General features: G+C 64.2%; 22 protein-coding genes. 5 read left to right on the top strand and 17 right to left on the bottom strand.

What is annotated here, in order from left to right; translation table 11 throughout:
* Positions 1-517, bottom strand: a 517-nt coding sequence (locus WAN02_RS17115; RefSeq protein ID WP_422265414.1) for an SDR family NAD(P)-dependent oxidoreductase, incomplete at its 3' end; no start/stop codon positions are given.
* Positions 518-1075: 558 nt separating this feature from the next.
* On the opposite strand from WAN02_RS17115, the gene WAN02_RS17110 reads away from it, so the two are divergent.
* Positions 1076-2515 carry an HNH endonuclease signature motif containing protein gene (locus tag WAN02_RS17110; protein ID WP_422265412.1) on the top strand — a complete coding sequence of 480 codons (1440 nt, stop codon included), beginning with the start codon at positions 1076-1078 and terminating at the stop codon, positions 2513-2515.
* Between the two features lie 6 nt (positions 2516-2521).
* Here WAN02_RS17110 and WAN02_RS17105 read toward each other — a convergent pair whose 3' ends face one another.
* On the bottom strand, positions 2522-2884 hold the full coding sequence (locus WAN02_RS17105; RefSeq protein WP_422265411.1) for a DUF732 domain-containing protein: 363 nt from the start codon (positions 2882-2884) through the stop codon (positions 2522-2524).
* A gap of 19 nt (positions 2885-2903) precedes the next feature.
* Positions 2904-3323, bottom strand: a complete 420-nt coding sequence (locus tag WAN02_RS17100; RefSeq protein WP_422265410.1) for a DUF6632 domain-containing protein — start codon at positions 3321-3323, stop codon at positions 2904-2906.
* A gap of 57 nt (positions 3324-3380) precedes the next feature.
* On the opposite strand from WAN02_RS17100, the gene WAN02_RS17095 reads away from it, so the two are divergent.
* Positions 3381-3587, top strand: coding sequence for a hypothetical protein (locus tag WAN02_RS17095; RefSeq protein WP_422265409.1), 207 nt, complete (start codon positions 3381-3383; stop codon positions 3585-3587).
* Between the two features lie 289 nt (positions 3588-3876).
* Here WAN02_RS17095 and WAN02_RS17090 read toward each other — a convergent pair whose 3' ends face one another.
* The 7 genes from WAN02_RS17090 to WAN02_RS17060 all read right to left on the bottom strand — a co-directional run bounded on the left by WAN02_RS17090 (position 3877) and on the right by WAN02_RS17060 (position 11730).
* The gene (locus WAN02_RS17090) at positions 3877-4689 is read right to left on the bottom strand and encodes a DUF427 domain-containing protein (RefSeq protein WP_422265408.1); all 813 of its coding nucleotides are present in this window, start codon (positions 4687-4689) and stop codon (positions 3877-3879) included.
* 40 nt (positions 4690-4729) lie between these two features.
* Complete coding sequence (locus tag WAN02_RS17085) at positions 4730-5665, bottom strand: Ku protein (protein ID WP_422265406.1); 936 nt, start codon at positions 5663-5665, stop codon at positions 4730-4732.
* 37 nt (positions 5666-5702) lie between these two features.
* Complete coding sequence (locus tag WAN02_RS17080) at positions 5703-6905, bottom strand: adenylate/guanylate cyclase domain-containing protein (RefSeq protein WP_422265405.1); 1203 nt, start codon at positions 6903-6905, stop codon at positions 5703-5705.
* 55 nt (positions 6906-6960) lie between these two features.
* Positions 6961-7890: a carbohydrate kinase family protein gene (locus WAN02_RS17075; RefSeq protein WP_422265403.1), complete on the bottom strand. Its 930-nt coding sequence runs from the start codon at positions 7888-7890 to the stop codon at positions 6961-6963.
* Positions 7887-9284, bottom strand: coding sequence for a mannitol dehydrogenase family protein (locus WAN02_RS17070; RefSeq protein ID WP_422265417.1), 1398 nt, complete (start codon positions 9282-9284; stop codon positions 7887-7889). Before WAN02_RS17070 ends, WAN02_RS17075 begins: the two co-directional genes overlap by 4 nt.
* 74 nt (positions 9285-9358) lie before the next feature.
* Positions 9359-10210 (bottom strand): HAD family hydrolase, encoded by an 852-nt coding sequence (locus tag WAN02_RS17065; protein WP_422265402.1) that lies wholly within the window; start codon positions 10208-10210, stop codon positions 9359-9361.
* On the bottom strand, positions 10207-11730 hold the full coding sequence (locus WAN02_RS17060; protein ID WP_422265401.1) for a mannitol dehydrogenase family protein: 1524 nt from the start codon (positions 11728-11730) through the stop codon (positions 10207-10209). The genes WAN02_RS17065 and WAN02_RS17060 overlap by 4 nt, the downstream gene beginning before the upstream one ends.
* Positions 11731-11865: 135 nt before the next feature.
* Between WAN02_RS17060 and WAN02_RS17055 the strand changes: the two genes are divergently transcribed.
* On the top strand, positions 11866-14127 hold the full coding sequence (locus WAN02_RS17055; RefSeq protein WP_422265400.1) for an ATP-dependent DNA ligase: 2262 nt from the start codon (positions 11866-11868) through the stop codon (positions 14125-14127).
* Here the strand turns inward: WAN02_RS17055 and rnhA are convergent.
* Positions 14067-14579, bottom strand: coding sequence for a ribonuclease HI (rnhA, locus tag WAN02_RS17050; RefSeq protein ID WP_422265399.1), 513 nt, complete (start codon positions 14577-14579; stop codon positions 14067-14069). The two genes, WAN02_RS17055 and rnhA, sit on opposite strands and share 61 nt — an antisense overlap.
* A 47-nt stretch (positions 14580-14626) precedes the next feature.
* Complete coding sequence (locus WAN02_RS17045) at positions 14627-15265, bottom strand: VOC family protein (protein WP_422265398.1); 639 nt, start codon at positions 15263-15265, stop codon at positions 14627-14629.
* Between the two features lie 19 nt (positions 15266-15284).
* Here WAN02_RS17045 and WAN02_RS17040 point away from each other — a divergent pair, with 19 nt between their 5' ends.
* The gene (locus tag WAN02_RS17040; RefSeq protein ID WP_422265397.1) at positions 15285-17213 is read left to right on the top strand and encodes a fumarylacetoacetate hydrolase family protein; all 1929 of its coding nucleotides are present in this window, start codon (positions 15285-15287) and stop codon (positions 17211-17213) included.
* 15 nt (positions 17214-17228) lie between these two features.
* On the opposite strand, the gene WAN02_RS17035 is transcribed toward WAN02_RS17040, so the two are convergent.
* Positions 17229-17486: a DUF7218 family protein gene (locus WAN02_RS17035; protein ID WP_422265395.1), complete on the bottom strand. Its 258-nt coding sequence runs from the start codon at positions 17484-17486 to the stop codon at positions 17229-17231.
* A gap of 92 nt (positions 17487-17578) precedes the next feature.
* Positions 17579-18505: an SAM-dependent methyltransferase gene (locus WAN02_RS17030; protein ID WP_422265394.1), complete on the bottom strand. Its 927-nt coding sequence runs from the start codon at positions 18503-18505 to the stop codon at positions 17579-17581.
* 80 nt (positions 18506-18585) lie between these two features.
* On the opposite strand from WAN02_RS17030, the gene WAN02_RS17025 reads away from it, so the two are divergent.
* Positions 18586-19383: an enoyl-CoA hydratase/isomerase family protein gene (locus WAN02_RS17025; protein WP_422265416.1), complete on the top strand. Its 798-nt coding sequence runs from the start codon at positions 18586-18588 to the stop codon at positions 19381-19383.
* A 3-nt stretch (positions 19384-19386) separates the two neighbouring features.
* On the opposite strand, the gene WAN02_RS17020 is transcribed toward WAN02_RS17025, so the two are convergent.
* The 3 genes from WAN02_RS17020 to WAN02_RS17010 all read right to left on the bottom strand — a co-directional run.
* Positions 19387-20253 (bottom strand): TIGR03619 family F420-dependent LLM class oxidoreductase, encoded by an 867-nt coding sequence (locus WAN02_RS17020; RefSeq protein ID WP_422265393.1) that lies wholly within the window; start codon positions 20251-20253, stop codon positions 19387-19389.
* A gap of 87 nt (positions 20254-20340) precedes the next feature.
* Positions 20341-21501, bottom strand: coding sequence for a DUF4873 domain-containing protein (locus WAN02_RS17015; protein ID WP_422265392.1), 1161 nt, complete (start codon positions 21499-21501; stop codon positions 20341-20343).
* The coding region (locus tag WAN02_RS17010) for an AurF N-oxygenase family protein (RefSeq protein ID WP_422265391.1) at positions 21498-22226 on the bottom strand (729 nt) is incomplete at its 5' end. The genes WAN02_RS17010 and WAN02_RS17015, both read right to left, overlap by 4 nt.

The raw sequence follows: 22226 nt of genomic DNA, 5'->3' as shown, positions 1-22226 counted from the left end.
GCCGGGTGTAGTGGGCGAGTGCAGCTTTGGCAGTGCCGTAGGCGGCGAACCCGCGGCCGGCCACCCGCCCCATCGTCGAGGTGATGTTGATGATGCTGCCGCCGCCGGAGTGCTCGAGCATCAGCGGCGCCGCGGCGATGGTCAACGCGTGGGCGGTGGCGACGTTGAAAGTGAACGCGCTCTTGAGATCCTTCGTTGAGGTGGTCAGCAGCCCATTGGGCATGGTGCCGCCGACGTTGTTCACGACGATGTCCAGCCGTCCGAACGCCTCGACGGCCTGTGCGGCCAGTTCGGCGGTGACCTCGGGCTGGGCCAGATCAGCGGTGACGATGTGGGCGCGCCGGCCCGCGGCGCGGACCTTTTCGGCAACGGCCTCTAGTTCGGATTGGGTGCGGGAGGCGATGACGACGTCGGCGCCGACCTCGGCGAACGCCAGCGCGATGGCTGCGCCAAGGCCGCGGCCGCCACCGGTGACGACGGCGACTTGGTCGTCGAGTCTGAATTTGTCGAGGATCACGGGCGTCACCGTAACAAGGCGCATGCGGCCGCGGAACCCCATTTCTGAAACACGTTCTAGTTTGTCCGTTAAGAATCCGACTAGCGGTCGCGCCTACTTTTCGGACGAACGACGAGAAAGGACGCCGCGGTGCACAACGTTGGGACCCTGAAGAAGCTCATTGCTGGGGGATTGTTCTCGGCCGCCGCGGTGGCCAGTTTGGGGCTGGCCACGGGCACAGCCAACGCCAAACCGTTTTACTGGTGTCCTGGAGATCCCCCGATCATGGGGGCGGTACCAGACCCGAGTGGCGGAATGAAGCCGGTTCCCATCTACCCGGCTTGGGACACGTCCGTCTGCCACGACTACGGCACCAGGGGCAACCACGTTATGGAAGGAAAAGCCTGTGTCCTTCCGCAGTTTCAATGGTTCCAGTGTCCGCCTGGCACGACCCCTTGGCCGAACATGCCAATGATCCCGAACGTTGGTGAGTGAGCGCAGGGGCCGGGCTAGCGAAATAGCCGGCATGTTTTGCCCAGGCGGCGAGAAGTTGTCGGACCGGACAGTATGATCGAGTGTATGTTCGAACCGACGGAGCTTACTTCGGCGGGCGAGTCGTATACGTTGATCGAGCAGGCCTGTGACGCGGCGCGAGCAGAAGCACAAGCCACGGCGCGGCGACTGAACGTGGTCGCTGATCTGATGCAATTGCGTTACCGCCAGCATGGTGAGCGCGCGGAGTGGGTCGCCGACGTGTGGGATGCGATCTCCGCGGAATTGGCTGCAGCTCTTCGGATCAGCCGCGCCTTGGCCTCGAGGTACATGAGCGATGCCGAGGTGATGCGCGAGCGCCGTCCCAAAGTAGGGGTGTGCCTGGCGGCCGGCGACATCAACTACGCCATGTTCAACGTGATCGCTCATCGCACCGCGCTGATCACCGACGAGCAGGCACTCGCTGCTGTCGACGAGCAGCTGGCGCTACGAGCCCCACGCTGGCCGTCGTTGACGCGTGGCAGGCTGACTATGCGAGTCGACACCATTGTTCTGCGGGTCGACCGAGACGCGATTCGTCGGACTAACAAAGAGGTCAAGGACCGCTATCTCAATGTGTCGCAGTCGCTATCGGGCGTCGCCGAGGTCTACGGCAACGTATTCGCCAGCGCTGCCATCGCGCTCGATCGTCGGCTGGATGAGCTCGCGGGCACGGTGTGTGAGGCTGATCCGCGAACCAAGGCGCAGCGACGGGCTGATGCGTTGAGCGCGTTGGTCGCAGGTGCCGACCGGATGGCGTGCACCTGCGGAGATTCGGGCTGCGTCGAGGTGCGCGGCCGCCTGCGCGATCGCAATGTAGTCATTCATGTGGTTGCCGACCGGGCCGGCGTCGACGGCACCGGAACCACGCCGGGGTACATGGGCGGGGTGGACGAGCTGATACCGCCACAGGTCGTCGCGGAGCTGGCCAAGTCGGCGACGCTGCTGCCGTTGACCTTTCCGACTGCGGTCGAAACGCGATACACGCCGTCGCCCGGCTTGGCCAATTTTGTGCGGTGCCGGGATTTGACCTGCCGGGCTCCTGGATGCGACGAGGCGGCAGTTCACTGCGACATCGACCACACCGTCCCCTACGCCGACGGCGGCTTGACGCATCCGTCCAACCTGAAGGCACTGTGTCGAAAACATCACTTGCTCAAGACTTTCTGGGGCTGGCGCGACAGACAGCTGGCCGATGGAACCGTGATCTGGACGCTGCCGTCGGGTCAGGTCTACGTCACCAGTCCCGGGAGCGCGGTCCTGTTCCCAGCGCTCACGGCGCCTACCGGCGACCTGCCCGACGCCCCGCAGGCCCCTGACATCCGTTGCAGTGAACGCACAGCGATGATGCCGACCCGGCAACGCACCAGGGCGCAACAGCGATCGCAACGAATTGCCGCCGAGCGCAATCAGAATCACAACGAAAGGCTGACCCGGCAGCGTGCCTTCGGCTACGCCCGCGCGTCGTCTGACGAGCCGCCGTTCTAGCCGTACTTACATCAACGGCGGACCGGGGTTCAGCCAGCCGGCAGGGGAGCCGGAGTGCCCCTTGTACTGCGGGCAGTAGGCCGCTACCGCAACCCCGATGAAGAAGCTGGATTGGCTGAAGTTGAGATCGGTGTCGCCCACCAACTTCATCGCCAAAGTGCTCGTTTTGTAATGCTTGTCGAGTCCGTCGCACACCATGTGAGCCTCGGCGAGCATCGCGTCGCGATTACCGTCGTTGATCACGATGTTGCGTTTCGCCAGGGCCGCGACTACCGCGTCATCGGCAGCGTCGGCCGACGCCGGCGCCGCGCAGAACACCGCGACGGCCGACAACGCCACCGCGCAGCGGGCGGTACATCGGACTTCCATGCAGTAACGCTAGTTGAGATCAGGGCACTTTGCGCGGCGAACGGCCTTCGGCTCGCGCGATTCCCGACGACCGGAGCAGGACCGCCAACACCGCGGCGGCCAGTAGCAGGGCCGGGACGTCTCCCCACAGGTGCCCCATGTGGTGCTTGCCGTGCAATGACTGCACCGCCATGACCGCTGCGTGCACCACGCTCGACCACACTGTGAACCAGATCAGGCTGACGTAGTTCTCCGGGTGCCGCGCCGCGTTCCAGAGGAAGAGACCCAGCGTCGCGTACAGCCCGACGATCATCATGAAGTAGTCGGACTGGTAGGGGGCGCCGTGGTGCCATGCCCATCCTGACGGCCACACCACGGCCAGTGGGTAGAGCAGCAACATCACCGTGCCGAAGAAAGCGAGCGCGATCTGAAGAAGTCGGTAGCTGGTCGACGGCGCCATTGAATGCTCCAAAAGGTTGGGGGGCCAATAGATTCCGCTTAGCCCCAGCTTCCTGGTGTGCCCTGGGGTACCTGCTGGCCCAGCCAGTTGCAGGGCATCATCGTGCGCCACGCGGTGAACGCGCACTGCTGTTCCGGCGTCAGAGGACTCGGCCCGGCGCATGGCCTGTCCGGGCTGCCGCAGATCGGCGGGTCAGCGTGGGCGGCCGGCGCCGCGCCGATGAACATCGTGGCGGCCGCCGCGATTGTGAGTCCTGTTGTGTGAATACGACCCATGCCGAGCTCCCCCTGCACGCGGCTCGGATCCAGCCGCACTGAAATCGGACGATACCTCCGGATCACGCGCCCCTGCTGCGGAAATGGAGATTTCCCCATGTGCCGAGGTCGCCCGGCGGCGCACACTTCGCAGATGAGCAATTCTCAGTTCGTGAAGGTGATGGCCGCGGCACTACTGCCGGCCGGCACCTGTTGACCCCAGTTGCACGGAATCATCCTGCGCCAGGCGGTGAAGGCGCATTCCTGCACCGAGTGCGCCATCTGAGCTGCTCCCGCCGTTAGTTGAAATGGGTGGACGGCCGGGCGAGGCGGGTGTCGTCGACGAAGATGTCGAGCTTCTCGTTGTAAAACGCGATCGTTCCGGCGATGGGTGCGACCTCGCGTAGCGGATAATCATAGGTCCAGGCGAGATCGGGATATACCGCGTCGCCGATTCTGACTGCCCAATACTGCGACGTGATTCCTTTATACGGGCATACGGTCCGAGTGTTAGTTGCGTCCAAGTGGTCGAATGCGACGTCGGTGCGGTCGATGTAGTACCGGGTGGGCAGGCCTGTCTCGAAAAGCAGTACCGGGCTGTGTGTCTCGGCCAGCACCACCCCGTCAAGTTCGACCCTGATGTGGCGGTGCGAACGCAGCGCGTCGACACGGACGTAGGGGCTCCGCGGGTGCCCGATGATCGGCTCGTCCTCCTCGAACCAATTGAGTGCGTCAAACTCGAACCGGACGCTGCCTGCGACCGGACCCGAGTCGTACAGCCGGGCAGCCGACTTGTGGGTCTTTTCGCGCGACGTCAACGAAAACAGCCGCGAGGAGCCGAGCTGCAATTCCTGGACGTGGTTCTCGTCGAGCAGATGTTCGGTGTGGACATCACTCACCGGAATGTAATACTGCGGGTAGTAGGCGATCTCCCAGACATAGTGCGCGCGAGTCGTGTCGAATACGAGTGTCCCGTCGAAGTAGCCGCGTACTCGCTTTGGTGCGGGCTCAATGAGGCCGCGTTGGCTTACCACCTGGGGGTAGTCTCGGTCAGGATTTTGCGACTCGGGGATCGGCGGTCCCGCTGTACGGGCTTTGGTGGACTCAGTCATGAGCAATCTCCTTATCCGACTCTGAAGCTCCACTCACGGGTTAGGACTTAGAGCCCGCCTTGGCTGGAGCTTTCTTCGCAGCTGCCTTTTTGGCAGGAGTTTTTTTCGCGGCGGTCTTTTTCGCGGGAGTCTTCTTGATGGCCGCCTTTTTCGCCGGAGCCTTTTTCGCCGGCGCCTTGTTGCCGCCGGAGCGCGCTTTTACGCTGGCTTCCAGCTTGGCCAACAGGTCCGAGACATCTTCGGTCTCGTCGAGTTCCTTGGGCTGCTCTTCGGTGGTGAACGCTTCTCCGCCTTCGAGTTTGGCCTGCACCAACTCGTGCAGCTGCTCCTGGTAGTCGTCGTGATACCGATCGGGGTTGAAATCGTCGGCCATCGATTCGACCACTTGTCCGGCCATCTTGAGCTCGGCGGGTTTGACTTCGACTTTCTTATCCAGCACCGGGAAGTCGGGGTCGCGGATCTCGTCGGGCCATAACAGCGTGTGGATCACCATGACCTCGCGCTTGCTGAAGTCCTTGACCCGCAAGGCCGCAAGGCGGGTCTTGTTGCGCAGCGCGAAATGCACGATCGCCACCCGGTCGGTCTCTGCCAGCGTCTTCGCCAGCAGTACATAGGATTTCGTCGACTTGCCGTCAGGCTCCAGGAAATAGCTGCGGTCGTACATCATCGGGTCGAGCTCGCTGGCCGGGACGAACTCCAGCACTTCGATTTCGCGGCTGCGCTCTTCGGGCAATGTCGCGATGTCGTCGTCGGTGATGATCACCATCTGGCCGTCGTCGGATTCGTAGGCGCGTGCGATGTCGCGATACTCGACGACTTCGCCGTCTACCTCGCACACACGCTTGTACCGGATGCGGCCGTTGTCCTTGGCATGCACTTGATGAAACTTGATGTCGTGGTCTTCGGTCGCGCTGTACACCTTGACCGGGACGTTGACCAGCCCGAAAGAGATCGAGCCCTTCCAGATGGAACGCATAGTGACAGTATGCCCATCCTGCTAGGCGGGTAAGCCGTTAACCACGATGCGTCGTCGTCCTGCCGGTTACATACCAGGTTTCGACCCGACCGACGCCTTTGACCTCAATTGGCCCGCGAGCCTGGCAATCGAAATGTTCGCTGACAAGGTCGAAGGTCCTGCGCGTGATTTGGATGACGCCGCTGGTGCCGTGCGATTCCATCCGGCTTGCCATATTGACCGTCTCACCCCACAGGTCGTAGATGAATTTTCGGCGGCCGATGACGCCCGCGACCACCGGGCCGGAGTTGATGCCGATGCGGAAGGCGAGCCTTCGGCCACCGAACGTCCGCTTGCCGATCTCGGCCTGCATATCTACTGCGAAGTTGACCAACGCCTCAGCGTGATCCACCCGAGGGCGCGGCACGCCTGCGGCGACCATGTAACAGTCGCCGATCGTCTTGATCTTCTCCAGCTCGTACTTGTCGACAAGCTCGTCGAAGCACTCGAATACCTCGTTGAGCAGGTCCACCAGCGTGAGCGGCAGCATGGTCGCCGCCATCGGGGTGAATCCGACGATGTCGGCGAACAAGATGCTGGCCTCGTCGTAGTGGGCGGCGATCGCGCGGGGTTCGGTCTTGAGGGCTTCGGAGATCTCCTTCGGCAGGATGTTGAGGAGCAGCATCTCCGAGCTCTCTTGGAAGAAGTCGCGGCGCCGAACGAAGTAATACAGCAGCCCGAACACGACCGCGATCACCGTTCCGAGGTTGAGTACGAAGAACCATGTCACGAACGCGTCGGGTAGGTGCGCCGGCGACAGGTGCGGCTGCAGGAGTGCCGTAATGGGCAGCAGCGCGACGAAGCCGACGATCCACAGCAGCGTCCGCCTGGGTTTTTCGAGCAACAGCGAGCCCAACGGGCAGAGCGCCGCCCAGACGATCACTGCGCTGGACTGCTGAAATCCGCCCAACGCGATCGTCACCAGCCACGGCAAGATCAGGATCACGAGCAGTTGAGTGAAGCGATAGAACTCGAGATTGCGCGTCCAGGCGAACAAAGCTGTGTTCGCCAGAGTGAAAACTGTGTAGAACGCCGGTGCGACAGCGGCCGCTGGGGCGTCCATCAGCAGATAGACGACGCTCCACAGCGTCGTGAGCGGTAAGGTCCCCGCGCACAGCACAACTGCGAGACGCTTCTGCAGCGCGATTTCGTTGGTGTCGGCCGCGGCTGTGCCGATTCGTCCGACCCACCCACTGCGCATCACGACCCCTTTGCTGACCGTAACGTTAGCTGGGGGCCGCCACCGCTATACCGGTTCAGCCAGGCTGGTGTGCGGCTGCGTCCAATGCATTCCGATCCGGCAGGTCAGCGCCCGAACGAGTGAGAGTCAGCGCCGAAACGCCACTGGCCGCCTCGAGCACGCCGGTCAGCGCATCCAGGTCTATTCCGGTGAGCGAGGCTCGGTGCCCGGCACCCAACCGCCCTTGCTCCCAGAGCGCGTCGATCAAGCCGACCATGAATGCGTCACCGGCGCCTACGGTGTCGACCACCCGCACGCGTCGGGCTGACACCCGCACTTCACCGCCCGCGCACACCGCCGCTGCTCCCTGGTCGGCCATCGTCACCACCACGATCGCCGGCCCCAGCGACTGCCAGATCCGCGCGATCTGCTCGGGCGACCGGTTGGGGTCGATCCAGCGCAGGTCCTCTTCGCTGACTTTCACGATGTCGCTGCGCTCGACGAGGTGCTCGATGCGTGCGATCGCCAGGTCACGATCCGCGATCAGCGACGGCCGCACGTTGGGATCGAAGGTGACGGTGGCAGAAACCCGGTAGGTGTCCACAAGAGCCGCGACGGCCAGACACCCCGGGTCTTGCACCGCGGCAATCGATCCGGTGTGCAGGAAAAGCGGTGGTGCCACCATCGGCGTACCGGAAAGCTGCCAGTCGAGATCGAACACATAATTGGCCGACCCGTTTGCGTCGAAAGTCAGCCGCGCGGTAGTGGTCCGATCAGCATCCTGACTTCCCGAAACAATCCGCGCCCCTGCGGCATTGATGTACTCGGCGATGCGTCGCCCATACGGGTCGTCGGCGATGTGGGTGAGAAAGTCGATGGCACGGCCGAGTCGGGCCAGGCCGACCGCAACGTTGAGCGGGCTGCCGCCGACGTGCTCGCCGGTGACCTGTCCCGCTTCCGGCACGATGTCGATCAGCGATTCGCCGATCACCAGCCCGCGACTCATTGCACCAATTCCTCGAGTGTCGCGCGAGCTCCCTTGCGATGCAACGAATCCAGCGCCCAGCGGTACGCATCGACGAAACGATGCTGGTGGGACAGGTCCGCGAATACCGCGGTGATCTCGATGAACGCGTTGGCGTTCTCGTGCTGTGACCGGGCGATCGGAACCAGCGAATCCGCCAGCTGGTCGAGCACCTCGTATGGTTCGCCCCACTCGTCAACGCCCTCGGCGTAGCGGGCCCAGCTGGCCACCGCCGCGGACGCCATCTGAACTGGCCCGTTGTTGGCGAGGTTGTCGCAGATGACGGGGAACAGCCATTTCGGGATGCGGTCAGACGAGTAGGCGCATAGCCGCGCAACGGTATCGCGCACCGCCGGGTTGGCGAATCGCTCGACCAGCGTGCGCCCGTACGCGTGCAGGTCGATCCCCGGCACCGGCGGAAGTGTGGGGATGGCCTCGGTGTCGAAGTAGGTAAGCAGGTACTTGGCGAACAACGGATCCTGCGCGGCTTCGTGGACGAACTCGAAGCCGCAGAGATGGGCGAAGTAGCACAGGCACTGGTGTCCCGCGTTGAGCATTCGCAGTTTCATCAACTCGTACGGGCGGACATCGTCGACCACCAGCACGCCCGCCTTTTCCAGTGGCGGCCGTCCATCGGCGAAGTCGTCTTCGAGGACCCAGGCGGTGAACGGCTCGGCCACTACCGGCCACCGGTCGTTCACGCCGAAGTCACGCCGCACTTCCGCGGCCATCTCCAAAGTCGTTGCCGGGGTTATGCGGTCGACCATCGAACTCGGAAACCGGACGTGTTCGGCCACCCACTCGGCCAGCCGGGGATCCCGGCGTTCGGCGTTGGCGAGCACGGTCCGCCCTGCGACTTCACCGTTGTTCTCGATGTTGTCGCAGGACACGATCGTCGGCGCGGGGATACCTCGGTCGCGACGCCTGGCTAGTGCCTCGCTGATCAACGAGAACGCGGGCCCGTCGGGATCGCGGTATCCGCCCTCGGTGATGGTCAGCGAAATGATCCGAGTGGACGGCGCACCAAGCACCTCCAGCGCTGACTCCGGATCATCGGGCGCGTACCGGTAGTCGATGATCGAGCCGATCACTTGTGCATCCCGGGTGCCGTCGGGGTTTTCCAGGATCAGCGTGTAGAGACCGTCCTGATCGTTTAGTACGTCGCGCATGGTCCAGTCGGCGGGCATCACCCCCACACCGCAGATGCCCCACTCATGCGCCACGCCGTGCTGCAGCAGCAGGTTGATGTACGCGGCCTGATGCGCTCGATGGAAGTGGCCGGCTCCGATGTGCGCGATGCCGACGGTGACGCTGCCGCGGTCATATGTCGGCGCATCTATGGGCAGGTTTTTCAGCGTTGAGTTATTGAGATCCATTGCTTCAGGCACGATTGCACAACTCCTTCCGGGTCGAGGCCCGTATCGTCATTGTGTCAATGACGATGCCTATGTCAGCGGGAACCTCCACCTGTCACGGTCGACAACATCAGGGCATCGGCCAGGGCGCGCCACGAATCGGTGATCGCAACGGCACCGGCATCGATCAATTCCGCAGTGCGATGGGGTCTTTCGTCAGCCGGCACGAACATGACGTTTCCGATGGCGAGGTAACCGGCCGCAACCGCGGATTTGACACCGGGCACCGAGTCCTCCACGGCCAGGCCCTGATGAGCTTCGACCCCGAGCACCCGGCCGGCCTGCATATAGACCGCCGGGTCGGGCTTGCTCGTCGGCACCGGCAGCGAATCTTCAGCGCTGAAGCGCAGTTCCGATGGGATGAGCGGATCGAGGCCGGCCGCGGTGAACGAGGCCTTCAGCCGCGCGAGGGCACTGGAGCTGACCGCTGCCATCGCGTACCGAGATGCCAGAGCCTGCAATGGCTCGAGCACCTCGGGATCCGGCTTCAGCGTGACGGCCAGATGAGCGGTGACATGCTCGCGCTCTTCGCGCACCCACCGCTCGAGCTCATCCGCGGTCAACGCGTTACCGTCGGCCACGTCTCTATCGGAGGCTGCGACAGCGTCGGGACGCCCATCGGCGAGCGCCTTCTCGAACGGGACTTTGCCCAGTACGGCCAAATCGGTGGCGGTGCTGCGGAAGTTCTTGCCGACGGCTTTCTTACGCAGCTCATCGCCGCTCAGCGGCGACGAGACGCCGAATCTGGCCAGGAAGCGAGTGGTCACCTCGGCCGAGGCGTCGAATGCCGGTGCCTCGGAGGGAAACAGGTTGTCATCGGCGTCCAACAGCAACGTGGTGATGAGCGCGGGGTCGAATGGACGCACAAACTCGAGGGGCTGGTTCATGACACCATCAGCTCCCGTTCGTTGTCGCCCAACGCCTGGCGCAGCGCAGCGATCACACCGCGCTCGTCGATGTCGGTAATCATCTCGCGCAGACGGTCCACAAATCCAGGAACTTCCCGAACTTCGGCAAAGATCTCGTGGCGCAGGAGCGGGTCAGGATTGTTGCCGTCCATCGTCGCCAACTTGGTCAGCAACTCCTTCTTCGGGTCATCGACGCGAAGAGGGTTGCCCTCCAGGTCGTCGCCGCGCAGATACCTGGCCCACCCGGCGAGGGCGACCATCAGCAGGGTGTGCGGTCGGTCCTGCTCGATCGCCTCATGCAGAGACGGCAACAGGAACGACGCGATCTTCTCCGATCCCCGGCGGGCCAATCGTGACAACTGGTCGCTCATTTGGGGATTGCTGAGCCGCGAGAGCAGCGTCTCGCGATATTCGGGAGTGTTCATCCCGGGTACCGCGGGCAGCAGCGGCTGGATCTCGTCGCGCATGAGCTGCTCGACGTAATCGAAGATGACCTCATCACCCATTGCCTCGTCGGTGCGCTGGTAGCCGGCCAGAATGGCCAGACATGACATCGCGATATGAGTCCCGTTGAGCAGACGGGTCTTCACCAACTTGTGGTCGCTGACATCGGCAACGAACTGGGCGCCGACTTCGTCCAGCGGCGGGCGGCCGTCGCTGAAGCTGTCCTCGATGACCCATTGGCAGTACGGCTCGGTAAGCACCGGCCACTTGTCGTCGATCCCGAATTCCTGCTGGACGAATTCCCGCTCCGACGCCGACGTCTGGGGGGTGATCCGGTCCACCATGGTCGACGGGAACGCGACGTAGGCATCGATCCAGCGGGCCAGCCCCGGGTCCTTCAACGCGGCAAACGACACCAGCGCGGTCCGCGCCGCCGCAGTGTTGTCGGGGATGTTGTCGCAGCACATCACCGTAAACGGTGCGGTGCCGGCACGACGACGCAAATCCAGCGCCTCGGTCAGGTACCCCCACGCCGTGACATAGCTGCCCGAGTCGTTGATGAGGTCCGCCCGCACGTCGGCGTGGCTGGCGTCGAACTCGCGGGTGACCGGATCGAGGAAGTACCCATTGCCGGTGATGGTCAGGCTGACGATGCGGGTGCGGGGGTCGGCCAGCGCGGCACGGACCGCCGCACCGTCGTTCGGCGCGTAGTGGATGGAGCCGATCGATCCGACCACCCGCGCCGTCTCGCCCTCGTGACCGCGCTCCACGACGGTGTAGAGCCCGTCCTGGGCCGACAACACGTCCTTGACGTCGCGGGAGCGCAGGCTGACGCCAGTTACCCCCCACTGGTTGGAGATGCCTGAGCCGGCGAGGTCATCGAAGTAGACGGCTTGATGCGCACGATGAAAGTTGCCTGCACCGATGTGTACAACGCCGCGTTGCAGGGTAGACCGATCGTAAGTTGGCACGTCGATTCGCTGGGAGTGCAGTCGAAGGGTGTTATTACTGAGCGGAACTCCGGCGCTTGGCCGCCAAGGAATTACTTTTCGCATTCCGCGGGCGTGCCCCCTGGTCAGGCCCGCATAAACGCTTAGTGGGTTATGTCACGGTGACCCCAGTCACGAATGGCGCTGACGCCCACCAAAAGAGGTGGTGAGGCGTGTTTATCGGCAGCGTAGGTTGACATCATGGCGCCCCGGGTGAAGTTGACCAACGCCGACAAGGTGTTGTATCCGGCTACCGGAACCACCAAAGCCGACATCTTCGATTATTACGTCCGTGTTTCCGACGTGATGGTGCCGCACATCGCCGGGCGGGCGGCCACTCGTAAGCGATGGCCCAACGGAGTGGCGCAGTCCTCGTTTTTCGAAAAGCAGCTTGCCGCTTCGGCGCCGGAATGGCTGCCACGCGCCGGCATCACGCACCGATCCGGCACGACGACCTACCCGATCATCGACAGCGTCGACGGTTTGGCCTGGATCGCCCAGCAAGCCGCGTTGGAAGTGCATGTGCCGCAATGGCGTTTCGTCGCCGAGTGGACGCGTAAGGGCGAGCAGCTCAAGCCGGGCCCGGCCACCCGCCTGGTGTTCGACCTCGACCCAGGCGAGGGCGTGACGATGGCGCAACTCGCCGAGGTGGCCCGCGCGGTCCGTGATTTGATCGCCGACATCGGGCTGACCACGTTCCCGCTGACCAGCGGTCGCAAGGGGATGCACCTCTACAGTCCGCTGGACAAACCGGTGAGCAGCCGCGGTGCCGTGGTGTTGGCCAAACGCGTTGCCCAGCAACTGGAAACGTCGATGCCCAAGCTGGTCACCGCCACGATGACCAAGAGCCTCCGGGCCGGCAAGGTGTTCGTGGACTGGAGTCAGAACAGCGGCTCGAAGACCACTATCGCGCCGTATTCGCTGCGGGGACGCGAGTATCCGACCGTCGCGGCGCCTCGAAGCTGGGAGGAACTCGACTCCACGCTGCGCCAGCTTCGCTACGACGAAGTGCTCAAGCGGGTCGAGCGGGACGGAGATCTGCTGGCGCCGTTGGACGCCGACGTGCGGACTGCCGATCGGCTGACCAAATACCGCAGCATGCGCGACGCGGCGAGAACACCCGAGCCGGTACCCAGTAGCAAACCGGCTACCGGCCGCGGCAATACCTTCGTCATCCAGGAGCATCACGCTCGCCGACTGCATTACGACTTCCGGCTCGAACGCGACGGCGTCCTGGTGTCGTGGGCCGTGCCGAAGAATCTGCCCGAGACCACCGCGGTCAACCACCTGGCGGTCCACACCGAAGACCATCCACTGGAATACGGCGGCTTCGAGGGCACGATTCCGAAGGGGGAGTACGGCGGCGGCAAGGTGATCATCTGGGACTCCGGCACCTACGACACCGAGAAGTTCCGCGATAACGGTGAGAAGGGTGAGGTCATCGTTACGCTGCACGGCCAACGAATCTCAGGACGCTACGCGCTGATTCAGACCAACGGCGATCAATGGCTGGCGCACCGGATGAAAGACCAGCACGTCTTCGACTTCGACGGGCTGGCCCCGATGCTGGCCACTCATGGTTCGGTAGCGGACCTGAAAGCCTCGCAGTGGGCGTTCGAAGCCAAGTGGGACGGCTATCGGCTGCTGGTCGAGGCGGACCACGGCGAAGTGCGGTTGCGATCGCGCAGTGGACGTGACATCACCAACGAATTCCCCCAATTAGACTCTCTTGCCGATGAACTCACTGACCACCATGTCGTGCTGGACGGGGAGGTCGTCGCACTCGACGCATCCGGAGTGCCCAGATTCTCCGAAATGCAGAACAGGGCGCGCGCGACTCGAATCGAGTTTCGGGCATTCGACCTGCTTTACCTGGACGGGCGCTCGCTGTTGCGGGCCAAATACCGCGACCGGCGAAAGTTGCTGGAAACACTTGCTTCCGGAGGCAGCCTGAACGTTCCGGACTTGCTGAACGGAGATGGAGCCGAGGCGCTTGACTATTCGCGAAAGCAACAGTGGGAAGGCGTCATCGCCAAGAAGCGCGACTCGAGCTATCAGCCTGGCCGTCGCTCCGCGTCCTGGGTCAAGGACAAGTACTGGAATACCCAGGAAATCGTCATCGGCGGCTGGCGGGCCGGCGAGGGTGGGCGCAGCAGCGGGATCGGCTCGCTGTTGATGGGTGTTCCCGCGGACGATGGGCTGCGATTCGTCGGGCGGGTCGGCACCGGCTTCACCGAACGCGACCTGGCGAACTTGAAGACGACGCTGGCGCCGCTGCACACCGACGAATCCCCGTTCAACGCAAAGCTTTCTACTCAAGACGCCAAGGGCGTGACGTTCGTGAAGCCGATATTGGTCGGCGAAGTTCGCTACAGCGAATGGACATCTGACGACCGGCTGCGTCAACCGAGCTGGCGTGGGCTGCGGCCCGACAAAGAGCCCGGCGAGGTAGTCCGGGAATAGGCGTCGATCGCTTCCAGCAGGCCCCGGGTCGCCAGCTCGTCGGCCAACTCGTTGTCGGCGACTCCCGAGTGCCCTTTCACCCAGAACCACTCGACCTGATGCCGCGAGCAGGCCAGCTGAAGCCGCTGCCAGAGGTCGACGTTCTTCACCGGCTGCTTCGCGGCGGTCTTCCAGCCGTTGCGCTCCCAGCCGAGCACCCACTTGGTGATGCCGTTCCGGACATAGCTGCTGTCGGTGTAGAGGTGCACCGTCACGGGTCGGGTGAGTGCCTCCAGCGCCATGATCGGCGCGGTCAATTCCATCCGGTTGTTGCTTGTCTCGCCGGCATCGCCGCCACACATCTCGCGGACGTGCTGACGCTGGCGCAGCACCGCTCCCCAGCCGCCTGGGCCGGGGTTCGGTCGGCACCCGCCGTCGGTGTGGATGATCACGACGTCTTCGCTAGCGACCATCCGGAGAGAATATGCAGAGTATCAATCAGTCGCCTTCACAACACGCGTCAGAGATCGCGAATGTGCGCCGAGATCATCGCGGATGGGACCGAGATACCGAGCTCCTGATGCCGGAGCGTCGTGATCCGGCGTCCGGGTTGCACCGCATCCTTGACCGGCGCCGTGCGATCACCGAAGTAGGCGGCGGTCGCGTCGATGTCCGCGACGACGTAGGTGATCCCCCACAGCGTGGATGGACCCTCGCTCGCAGTCTCGGTCGGACCGACGACTTCGATGATCACCTCGCCGGCCCGAAAGAAGACCTGACGCATTGATCGTCCACCGAGTTGGGCGTCGCGTTCCCGGCGCGGTTCGACACCGATAGTGGTCAGCGATTCGACCGTTCGGCGCAGGTCAGGTGACAGCAGCACGACGTGGTCTATGTCGGTGACGCCGTTCGGGTGCAGAGCCGGCATCGAGACGACCGCATCGGACCTCGTCGTCGGGATGCCGTCCAGGTCATCGGCCGAGTTGCCCGGCAGACCGCGCAACGACCATCCGACGATGCCAGAGCCGCGGACGGGCCCAGTCAGCCGGATGTCGACGCCGCCGACGCGGCATACGTCGTCGGAGTCCACGCTGAACCCGGCTCGCTTCCAGGCATCCGACGCGTCGGCGACCTCGATTTCGGCGACGGTGACGGTCATAGTCGAATACGGTATCTCGATGCGGTGGCTTACATTTCGTGATGACACTGGCGAGCGGACCGGCGTGCTGGCCGGCAACGTGATCCATCCACTGCCCCCGGGCGTGAGCCTGCTCGAGCTGATTGGGCGCGGCGCACTGACCGAAGCGGGGGAGGAGGCCCTCCGGTCGGCGTCCACCGTGCCGCTCAATCAGGTGACGTTGATGGCGCCCATTCCGCGACCGCCCTCGATCCGCGACTCGCTCTGCTTCCTCGACCACATGCGCAACTGCCAGGCTGCGATGGGCGGCGGGCGGGTGCTCAAGGACACCTGGTACCGGATCCCGGCCTTCTATTTCGCCTGCCCGTCAACCGTTCTCGGCCCTCACGACGACGCCCCGATGGCACCCGGAAGTGTTTGGCAGGACTTCGAATTGGAGATCGCTGCGGTGATCGGTACCGCGGGCAAAGATCTCTCCGTCGCCGACGCCGAACAGTCGATCGTCGGGTACATGATCTTCAACGACTGGTCCGCACGTGACTTGCAGCAGCTGGAAGGCCAACTGGCGATCGGCCAGGCCAAGGGCAAGGACAGCGGCGTCACACTGGGCCCGTATCTGGTGACACCCGACGAACTCGAGCCCTACCGCCGCGACGGCATGTTGAGTCTGTACGCGACCGCGCTGGTCAACGACCAGGTGATCGGTTCGGGATCCACCGCGCAGATGGATTGGAGCTTCGCCGAGATCATCTCCTATGCCTCGCGCGGCGTCATGCTCAATCCGGGCGATGTTTTCGGCTCCGGAACGGTGCCGACCTGCACGCTGGTCGAACACCTCGACCCGACGGCGCCGGAGTCTTTTCGCGGCTGGCTGCACGACGGCGACGTCGTCACGTTGCGTGTGGAGGGCCTCGGCCAGACGCGCCAGACGGTGCGGGAAACCCCTGCGCCGCAACCACTACCGGCCCGGCCCAATCCCGATGCCGCGCCTGCGGCCACGCGGGTGAATCCGGCACCGGCGAAGATTCCCTACACCCGTGGATTGCATGAGGTCGGCGACCGAGTGTGGGCCTGGATGCTGCCGGACGGCGGCTTCGGCTGGAGCAACGCGGGCCTGGTCGCCGGTAATGGGGCGTCGTTGTTGGTGGACACGCTGTTCGACCTGCCGTTGACCCGAGAGATGCTGGCCGCGATGGCGCCCATCACCGACCGGGCGCCGATCACCGACGCGCTGATCACCCATTCCAACGGCGACCACACACATGGCAACCAATTGCTGGATACCTCGGTGCGGGTGATCGCCGCCACGGGCACCGCCGAGGAGATCGAGCACGGGATGGCACCCGAGATGCTGGTGATGGCGCAGACCGCCGACCTGGGGCCAGTCGCTACCCCATACCTGCGAGAACGGTTCGGGCCGTTTGATTTCGGCGGCATCACACTGCGTAACGCCGACCAGACGTTCGATGACCGGCTCACGGTCGAGGTTGGCGGCCGGACTGTGGAGCTGCTGAATCTGGGGCCGGCGCATACCGCCGCGGACTCGGTGGTGCACGTGCCCGACGCCGGGGTGCTGTTCGCCGGGGATCTGCTGTTCATCGGTTGCACCCCGATCGTCTGGGCGGGTCCGATCGCCAATTGGGTCGCGGCCTGCGACGCGATGATTGCGCTGGATGCGCCGACGGTGGTGCCTGGCCACGGCCCGATCACCGACGCGGACGGAATACGCGCCGTGCGTGGGTATCTCGTCCACATTGTCGAGCAAGCCGAAGCCGCGTACCGCCAAGGTCTGTCATTTGTGGAGGCGGCCGACACCCTCGATCTCGGTGAGTACGCGAGCTGGCTGGATGCTGAACGCGCCGTCATCAACGTCTACACCCGCTATCGCGAACTCGACTCGGACACGCCGCAATTGCCCGTGATGGGGTTGCTGGCCATGCAGGCCGAGTGGCTGGCCAAACACGGGTAGTCGGCTGGCCGTCAATCAGTGATTGCGCAGCTTGGCAACCAACTTGTCTTTGGTGAGCCCTGAGTAGCCGGTCACGCCGAGCTCTTTGGCCCGCTTTTTCAGGTCAGCGACCGACCAGTCGTCGTAGGAGCCGGCCTCTCCGCCCTTGCGGCCGACCGCTTTCTTGCCGCGGGCCGCTGCGGCATTGGAGATCCGCGCGGCCTTTTCCTTCGAGTTGCCTTCCTTGCGCAAGTCTTCGTACATCTTCTCGTTCTTGATCGACGAGTTTGGCACCGCGCACCTCCATCAAGCGACGTTCTAATGGCGTCAGGATTCCCACGTCGCCCACGCTGAAACTGGTTTGTTGAGCTGATGAAGCTGCGACCTCAATTCGCTGTGCGCCGCGTTGCCCGCACGAATCCGATCGACGCAGGCGCGCTTCCTTGCGACTCGTCACCCAAAGGCGCCAGCCCCGCCGAGGTGAACAGGTCGCCGAGTTCCGACCTGACGGTGTCCCAGCCGTGCTGCTGGAGGTACGCAGCGACGTCGGTGTGCTCGCCTGGATAGGTCAGGTCGGGTATGTGCAGGTCCAAGCCGTGTTCGTGCCAGCGCTCGGTCATGATCCGGGCTTGCCGTTCTTGTTTGCCGGTCTGGCCGCGCACCGATCCGTAATCTCCGGCGAATCTGCTGCCCGCGGCGCTGAGCGCAATGATGCTGTCGAGCAATCGCACCTCGGCCTCCTGCGGCAGGAATCCGAGCAACACGCCTTCGGCCAGCCACGCCGTCGGTTGGCCGGCGTCGAAGCCCGCATCCCGCAGAGCCACCGGCCAATCCTCGCGAAGGTCGATGCCGACCGGATGGTGCTCGGCTCCCGCCGCCGCGCCGAGTCCGGACAGCGTGGTGGTCTTGAAATCGATGACCCCGGGCTGATCGATCTCATAGATCGTGGTTCCGGCCGGCCAGGAAAGCCGATACGCGCGCGCGTCGAGTCCGGACGCCACGATCACCACCTGGCGTACTCCTGCGGCAGTGGCGTCGACGAAGTAGTCGTCGAAGAAGCGGGCCCGGGCAGCGAATGTGTCGACCATCCGAGGGAACCCGGCGCCGTCGTCGACGTCGACGAATTCAAGTTCACCCGAAGCAACTTTGCTGAAGAAGTTCAGCCCGACCGCGCGGACAAGCGGCTCGGCAAATGGGTCGTTGATCACCGGGTTGGGCCGCCGAGTGGCCGCGGCGCGGGCTGCCGCCACCATGGTGGCGGTGGCGCCGACACTGCTCGCCAAATCCCAGGTGTCGCGGTCAGTTCTCGCCATGCACACTCCTCCGACTCCGCGTTTTCCACAACGCTAGGTGCTGACGCTGAGGGTTCCCTTACGGTTGGCATATGAGTGCCGTGGAGTTCGAAACGCTCGAAGACAACATCGCCGCCGTCACGTTGAATCGGCCCGATCGGCTCAATGCCATCGACGGGTCGTTGATCAATGAGATGGACAACGCGTTGGACGCGCTGAGCAGTGGCGAATTCCGCGCCGCGATCCTGACCGGCGCGGGGCGCGGGTTTTGCGCTGGTGCGGATCTGAGCGGTACCGGGCAGGCCTGGACGAACAACGCGCCACACACTCCGGCGTTCAAGATCAACTACGATGCGCAGGTTCGGCTGGCCAATCTCTACACCCGGCTCTACGAGTTACCGATACCGGTGATTGCCGCGGTCAACGGCGTCGCGGTCGGTGGTGGGCTGGCGTTCGCGCTGCATTCCGACATCCGGATCGCTTCGGAGCAAGCCCGATTCGGTTCGGTGTTCATCAAGGCAGGTTTCTCGTCGATGGACATGGGCACCAGCTATCTGTTGCCGAAGATCGTCGGCGCCGGGGTGGCGCGGGAGTTGATGTTGACTGGACGCATCATCGACGCAGACGAGGCCTACCGGATCAAGCTGGTGCATGAGGTAGTGCCGCCTGACGAGTTGCTGACCGCGGCGCTCAAGATGGCCCGCTCGATCGTCGAGAACAACGCCTTCGGCGTATGGCAGACCAAGATCGGGCTCAACACCGCGCTGGACGCGCCAAGCCTGCGGCACGCCATCGAGATCGAGAACCGCACCCAGATTCTGACCGGGTTCACCAACAACCCGCTGGAGGCCGCAAAGGCGCATCAGGAGAAGCGCGCACCGGTGTGGGATTCGCTGTAGGCGTTAGGCTTTCGCGATCACTTTCTCGGCGAACCTCTCCAGGTTGCGGATCTTGGTGTCCAGCGGCTCGGTGTCGGTTCCCATGATGTAAGGAACCCGGAACCCCACGATGGCGTCGGTGACGCCTTTGTCTTCCAGACGCTTGATGCCGTCGAGGGTGAAGCCGTCCGCCGAGATCACGTGGATCTCGAACGGTCCGGTCTTGCCTTCCTCCTCGCGAAGTTGCTTGAGCCGCCCGATGAGGCGGTCGAGTTCTTCGGGATCGCCCCCGCCGTGCATCCAGCCGTCGGCACGGGCCGCGCGACGCAGCGCCGCGTCGGCGTGGCCGCCGATCAAGATCGGAATCGGTTGTGTTGGAGCGGGAGTCATCTTCGTCTTGGGTATGTCGTAAAACTCGCCGTGGAATTCGAAGTAATCGCCGGTGGTCAGGCCGCGGATGATCTCGATGCACTCGTCAATCCGCTTGCCGCGCTTGGCGAATGGGACACCCATCAGCTCGTAGTCCTCGGGCCACGGACTGGTGCCGACCCCGAGTCCGACCCGGTTGCCGATCAGTGCCGCCAGCGAGCCGGCCTGCTTGGCCACCAAAGCCGGCGGGCGGATCGGCAGCTTGAGGACGAAGAAGTTGAATCGCAGCGTCGACGTGACGGCACCCAGGGCGGCGGTCAGCACGAATGTCTCGATGAACGCCTTGCCGTCCAGGAACTCACGGTTGCCGTCGGGGGTGTACGGATATTTCGAATCCGACTCGAACGGGTAGGCGACGCTGTCGGCAATCGTCATGCTGGCGTAGCCAGCGGCTTCCGCGGCTTTGGCCAGCGGAATGTAGAACGTCGGGTCCGTCATCGCCTCCGCGTAGCTGAACCGCACGCCGTCTCCTGTCGTCGGGTGGCTTTCAATACCGACCAAATACTAGGACCGCGCGGACTGCGCAGTGTCGAATCGATGATGCGTCGGCTAGCTGAGCTGAAAGGTCTGCAGCGGAAACGGCGGCGCGCCCACTCCGGCGATCGAGTGGGTGCCCTGCGGTGTTTCTTCGGTGATGCGCGCCGGCGCGCTGTGTTCGCCGACCGTCAGGGTCATGATTCGGGCACGCACCAGCTCCGTCGGCAAACGATCGAAAACCGTTCCCTGCCAGTGGTATTGACCGTCGATGGGTTCGACATGACCGGCCAGCGCCACCCGCACCTGCGCGCAGGTATCGCCGGTGGTCAGGGTTGCCGGTCCTTCGTACATCTCCTCGTCTGCACCGCCGAACGACGAGATGTCGAACGCCGAGACGTCCAGGCTGCGGGAGGGTTGGCGCAGGTGGACCCGCTCGTCGAACACGCGTTGCGCGCTGCGCCGCACTTCGATGCGGCTGTGCCGTCCCATCAGCTGCAGGCATTCGAGGACGTAGCGCATCGCCGCCCCGAGGTCGGGCCCGCTGACCATGAAGTAGTTCGGAAACCCGTGCAGCGCAACCCCCAGGTAGGGCTCGGCGCCGTCGACCCAGGCCTGGTGGATGGTCACGCCGCGGGCGCCGACCAGGGTGTCCTGCGAGAGTCCGGCGCGCACGGCAAAGCCGGTGCCGTAGACGATGACGTCGGCATCGTGGTGCACGCCGTCGGCGGTGCGGATACCGACGGAGGTAACTTCGTCGATCGGCGACGTGATCACCTGAATGCGCCGGCGACGGGTGAAACGCGCGGTGCGACGCAACCGCGGGACGCCGCGGCGCGGGGCAAGCGGGAAGACCGTGACCGTCGCTGCCGAACGGGCCGTCAGGTCAATCAGTTCACCGGCCCTGGCATCGGACCCGATCACGGCAATGCGCCGGCCGGCCGGGTCGAAATCGGTCTCGGGCATCGAAGCGTGGATGGCGGGCCCGCGAAAGTCCCTGCGGCCGAGCAGATCCGGTATCCACGGTACGAACGGCGACTCGCAAGTGACCACGATGCGGCCGCGACAGGATTCGCCGTCGTCGGCGGTCAGCGTCCAGGTATCGGTGGCGTCGTCGAACACCGCGCGGGTCACCTCGCGATCGAAGATCACGAAGTCGTTGATGCCAGCCGCCAGCAGCTCGGTGGCAGCGTTGCCGTCACCGACGAGGACGACGCCGTGGACGCGTTCGGTCACAGGAATTTGGTGCGCGCCCAGCCGCGACGCGCGAGCGGGCCCATCAACCCGACCTCGGACAAGAACGCGGCGAGCGGCGCGAACCCAGCCACTTGGACTTCGTGGTGGTGCGCGCTGTTGCGCGCGATCCTGCGGGCCTCCCGCGCGTTCAGGCCCGCCCGCGCGTATTGGACTTGGTTGGTGAACAGGTAGCGGAAGAACCAGCCACCCAGTCCGTTGACGTTGCCGACGAACCATCGCTCCGGCCGGCGCATATTCGGTGATCGCTTGCGAAGGCCGTCCCGTGCGAACTGGATATGACGGGCCTCTTCGGTGACGTGAATCCGCATGAGCCGCTGAATGATTGGCTGGAGTTCGGGGTCATCCATCATCTGCCGCTGCAGCGAGTCGAAGATCTCCTCGCCGATCAGCGCGGCCACCCAGAGCACCGATCCGCGAAAGAAGAACGGCAGCGTGTTGATGATCATCCGGTGGTGGAGCCGGGGGCGCACCGGCCGTGCGCCGACCCGCTCGATGGCCTTGCCGAACATCACCATGTGCCGGGTCTCGTCGCCCAGTTCAGTCAGCGCGTAATGGGTGGACCGACTGGTGGGGTCGGTGTGCATGATCTTGCGCAGCAGCGCCTGATTCAAGATGTTCTCGAACCAGATGCCGGCCGACAGCGTGTTGACCAGCTCCTGCCGGGACAGCTCGATGCGCTGAGCGCGGGTCATCTGGTCCCAGAT

The organism is Mycobacterium sp., from assembly GCF_049281135.1.
Lineage (GTDB): Bacteria > Actinomycetota > Actinomycetes > Mycobacteriales > Mycobacteriaceae > Mycobacterium.
The sequence above is the reverse complement of the archived record's forward strand: the minus strand, read 5'-3'. Positions and strand labels throughout refer to the sequence as shown.